5 protein-coding genes are annotated in these 4182 nt (G+C 41.0%); 3 read left to right on the forward strand and 2 right to left on the reverse strand.

The genetic code is table 11. The features are described 5' to 3' along the window. Both greB and fkpA read right to left on the reverse strand, forming a co-directional pair. Positions 1 to 447, reverse strand: a 447-nt coding sequence (greB, locus tag NWQ57_RS07830; RefSeq protein ID WP_306021588.1) for a transcription elongation factor GreB, incomplete at its 3' end; no start/stop codon positions are given. Positions 448 to 995: 548 nt separating this feature from the next. Then, positions 996 to 1748 carry an FKBP-type peptidyl-prolyl cis-trans isomerase gene (gene fkpA, locus NWQ57_RS07835; protein WP_306021589.1) on the reverse strand — a complete coding sequence of 251 codons (753 nt, stop codon included), beginning with the start codon at positions 1746 to 1748 and terminating at the stop codon, positions 996 to 998. Between the two features lie 152 nt (positions 1749 to 1900). On the opposite strand from fkpA, the gene NWQ57_RS07840 reads away from it, so the two are divergent. The 3 genes from NWQ57_RS07840 to NWQ57_RS07850 all read left to right on the forward strand — a co-directional run bounded on the left by NWQ57_RS07840 (position 1901) and on the right by NWQ57_RS07850 (position 4064). Further along, positions 1901 to 2839 carry a WD40 repeat domain-containing protein gene (locus NWQ57_RS07840; protein ID WP_306021592.1) on the forward strand — a complete coding sequence of 313 codons (939 nt, stop codon included), beginning with the start codon at positions 1901 to 1903 and terminating at the stop codon, positions 2837 to 2839. A gap of 1 nt (position 2840) precedes the next feature. Then, positions 2841 to 3053 carry a SlyX family protein gene (locus tag NWQ57_RS07845; protein ID WP_306021590.1) on the forward strand — a complete coding sequence of 71 codons (213 nt, stop codon included), beginning with the start codon at positions 2841 to 2843 and terminating at the stop codon, positions 3051 to 3053. A gap of 72 nt (positions 3054 to 3125) precedes the next feature. Next, entirely contained in the window at positions 3126 to 4064 is a 939-nt protein-coding gene (locus NWQ57_RS07850) for an AEC family transporter (protein ID WP_306021591.1), read from the forward strand. The last annotated feature ends 118 nt before the right edge of the window (positions 4065 to 4182 follow it).

Below are 4182 nucleotides of genomic sequence, written 5' to 3' on the forward strand. Positions count from 1 at the left end.
CCATTCTTTCTCACCAGAGGGGGTATTAACCACAGCACTATCGTCAACTTGTTTTTTTAATAGTGCTCGGGCCATGGGGGAATCAATAGAAATGAAGCCCTTTGAGTCTCCGTAAATTTCGTCAGGGCCCACAATACGAAATTGCTTTTTTTCACCTGCAGCGTTTTCTATCTCAACCAAGGCGCCAAAGAATACCTTGCCTTCTTGTTGTTTCGAGTAACTGACAACTTGTAAGTCAGGCAGTAACTTTCTTAGGTAGCGAACTCGTCGGTCAATTTCTCGTAACTTGCGTTTGTTGTATTGATAATCTGCGTTTTCGCTACGATCCCCTAAGCTCGCTGCCCACGTGACAATTTTAGTAATTTCAGGACGTTGGTTATACCAGAGTTCGTCATGTTCATCTTTGAGCTTTTTATAGCCTTCAGGAGTAATTAATTTTGTTTTCAAGCCTGAACCTAATTATATGTGAATCGAAGGAGCTCATTTTGACTCGCATAGCAAACTAAGCAAGCAGCACTTGCACCGGTGATGCATTTTCACGTCATTATGAAAGTATATTGGAACAAAAAGCGCTATTAAAAACCAACTTTTAATCACCATTTATTACTAAAATAAATAGACTAATTGCAGCTAAGTTTATATTTTCTACTATGCTTTATTTAAGCAAAATGCTGGGTATTAAAAAACAGTACCTGATTTTGCGTAGGCCTTCGTTTTGAAAATTTGCCGTCAAAACGCTGTGGATTTTAACTTAATTTTCTGAAGCACCAAACGTATTCATTTTGGCAATAATGACAATACAAAGAGGTAAGTTGAATCGTTTTTCATTGTTTTACAGACAAATTGTTATTTTCACCCAGTTAGGTCTGGGCTAATCGACCCTTTTGAAGGGTAACAGCAACGAGGGAATAAGGTTCAGCATGGAAACAAGCTGGTTGACTCAACAAAAAGCCGAATGTAAAAAATTCGGCTTTTTTTATGAATTTTGTTTTGGTTTATTCTGTGGCTTCTGCCGGTGTCACTTCAAGTAGTTCAACTTCAAAAATGAGGGTTGAGTTACTTGTTATTTTACCGGTGCTACGGTTACCGTAAGCCAGTTCGGACGGAATGTAGAACTTGAACTTAGAGCCAACTTTCATTAACTGCACGCCTTCAGTCCACCCACTGATTACTCTAGATAAAGGGAATACTGCAGGTTCATTACGCGCGTATGATGAATCAAACTCAGTGCCATCTAACAGTGTGCCCCGGTAATGCACTTTAACTGTATCTGCTGCTACTGGCTGTACGCCATCACCTTCAACAAGCACCTCATATTGCAACCCAGAATCGGTCACAATCACGCCTTCACGTTTGGCATTTTCAGCTAAGAAAACCTCGCCCGCTGCAATGTTTTCAGCGCCGATTTTGGCTGCAGACTCTGCTTGTTTTTCACGTATTTTGGCTTCAATGCTCTGAGTGATGGTTTGCATTTCTTCCATGCTTAACTGTGATTGCCCTTGGATAGCAGCAATAAAGCCTTTAGCCATGATAGTTTTATCATATTCAACGCCTAAGTCTTCTTGAACCAGTATTTTACTTTCAATAAATTGACCGACACTTGCCCCCATCGCATAAGCTTGTTTTTGCTCGTCAGTTTCGAGTTTTAACTCTTCGACTTTTAACATATCAACTGGTTCTGGAGCAGGTTGACAAGCGCTCAAGCCTAAAGCTGAGCCTATTAAGATAGCGATTAACGCCTTTTTCATTATAATTCTCCGATAGATGTAAAGACTTGAGTTAACTCAAGTAAACTGGGACAAGTTAGTAAACGCCTAGTCTAAACGTAGCTATAACAAAGAGAAACCCATAGATGAGCCATCTTTTCAAAATTCGCTACTATTTTATGTTACTTATTGTGATGTTAGTGGCTTGTGGTGAATTAACCGATGAAGCACAGCAAACTTTTCATCATGATGATGGTGGTGTTGATGCTGCGAGCATTTCCGCTGATGGAACATTGGCTATCGTTTCTAATCTTTCAAACGGTATTTCAGTCTGGGACTTGAAAACTAATACAAAGCGTTATGGATGGAACCAAGGCGAAGAAGGCAATTTAGTGGTGAATATTCACATTGCTTTTGATAACACTTATGCCGTTACCTCGGATCAAGATGCCTTTGTTTTATGGAATTTAACTAATGGAGAGCCTGAAGGTTTTTGGCGTATTGACGAGTCTAATATTCGAGATATTGCCGTAGCTAACCAAGGTCAAGGTATATTGGTTGGACGCAGTAATGGCAAGGTGATGTATTTTGAACCACAAACGGGACGCCGACTTGAGTTTCTGGGGCATAGCGAAAAAATCAACAGTATTGATTTATCACCAAACGGGTTTTATGCCCTCAGCGGTGGTAATGACTATGTCGCTTATCTTTGGGATACTCGCAGTGGACAGGTGATCCATAAGTTTGAACATTCTAGCCGGGTAACGAAAGTTGCGCTTGATGACGAAGGTCGTTTTGCTTTTACTGCAGATAGTAAACGAGACGCACGAGTTTGGGATTTACGCACAGGACAATCTATTAGCTATTTGCATTATTTTGAGCGGCAGAAGATTTTCAGCACAGCGGTTTTCTCAAAAGACGGTAAATATCTACTGACCGGCTCTCCAGCTAGGCGGCTTAACTTGTGGGATGTGCAAACTGGCAATGAAATAAAGTCATGGCGGGTGACACCTAGAGCAGGCACTCGGCCGCAAACCGCTGTAGTATATGCAGTCGGTTTTTGGGATGACAATCGGGTGATTTCAGAAAGTAGCAGCGGTTTAGCAGAAATATGGCCCATACAGAGTAATTAATATGCAACAAATCATAGATGATATCGAACAACTTCAGATGAAAGTTGCCTTTCAAGAAGACACTATAGAAAGCTTAAATAAGGCCCTCATTGCACAGCAAAAGCAGCTGGAAGATTTACAGTTTTCCTTTAAACAAATGGCAAATAAAGTCCGTTCTATAGAGCCAAGTAATATGGCTGAAGAACATGAAGAGTCACCGCCCCCTCATTATTAAGTGCGGCATATTTGTCAAATATAATCCAAGTTTGTTAGGCGCTAGATTTACTGCCAAGGTGGCCATTCAAAAATGATCGTAGAGTCTTTATTTTTTGCTATTGATGTCACGTTACCTATTAGTTTGATCATTGTGTTGGGCGTGGTGTTGAAACGGATAGGCTGGATCAACGATGAGTTTGCACAAGTGGGTTCGCGCTTAGTCTTCAACTTGACCTTACCTGCTTTGTTGTTCGTGAATATTGCTACCACTGATTTAACCAGTCATTTTCCACTTTTTTTAATTATTGTGGCTGGGCTCTTTATGCTTGGCTCTTTTGTTTTAATGCATGGCATTGCCTTATATATACCTACTCAATTTTCTCGAGGAGCTTTTGTACAAGGTGCCTGCAGAGGTAATATGGCAATTGTAGGTTTAGCCTTGGCTGCCAATGCCTTTGGAGAACAAGTCCTACCATTAGCGTCAATGTATCTCGCGGCATTAGTGATACCGGTCAATATCTTTTCGATCCTGACCTTGTACTATCATCAGTCAGCTGCACCCTCAGGTAAAACAGTGCTATTGAGTGTGCTAAAGAACCCTTTAGCCATCGCCATTTTTATTGCCATAATTATTGCTTTGCTTTCGATAAAACTACCTAAGGTGCTCATCGACACAGGTGATTATCTGGCGCGTATGACCTTGCCCTTAGCCTTGTTATGTGTAGGCGCTTCGATTCGACTGCATGAGTTCAGAGCTTCACAACTTTTATATGCTGCAATTAGTAGTAAAATCGTGTTTTTGCCAGTAGTGGCAACCGTGATTGCATATTATTGTGGCATTAGAGGTGATGAACTGGGTGTTTTATATGTAATGACGGCAGCACCGACCGCAGCTGCTGCCTATCCTATGGTTAGAACGATTGGTGGTGATTATCACCTCACTGCTGCGATTATTGCGGGAAGCACACTATTTTCAATGTTTACTTCAACCTTTGGGCTTTTTGTATTGCGTTATGTAGGTTGGGTTTAGTACCAATCAAGTGACAATGTATACTTCATTCATTGTCATCGGACGCGCTTTAGTGTCCCGTATTCAGCGTTACTCAAAACTAAAAGATCCTTACTTTTGTTGTAATTAAGTGCCCCGC

Source organism: Paraglaciecola sp., from assembly GCF_030730205.1.
GTDB lineage: Bacteria > Pseudomonadota > Gammaproteobacteria > Enterobacterales > Alteromonadaceae > Paraglaciecola.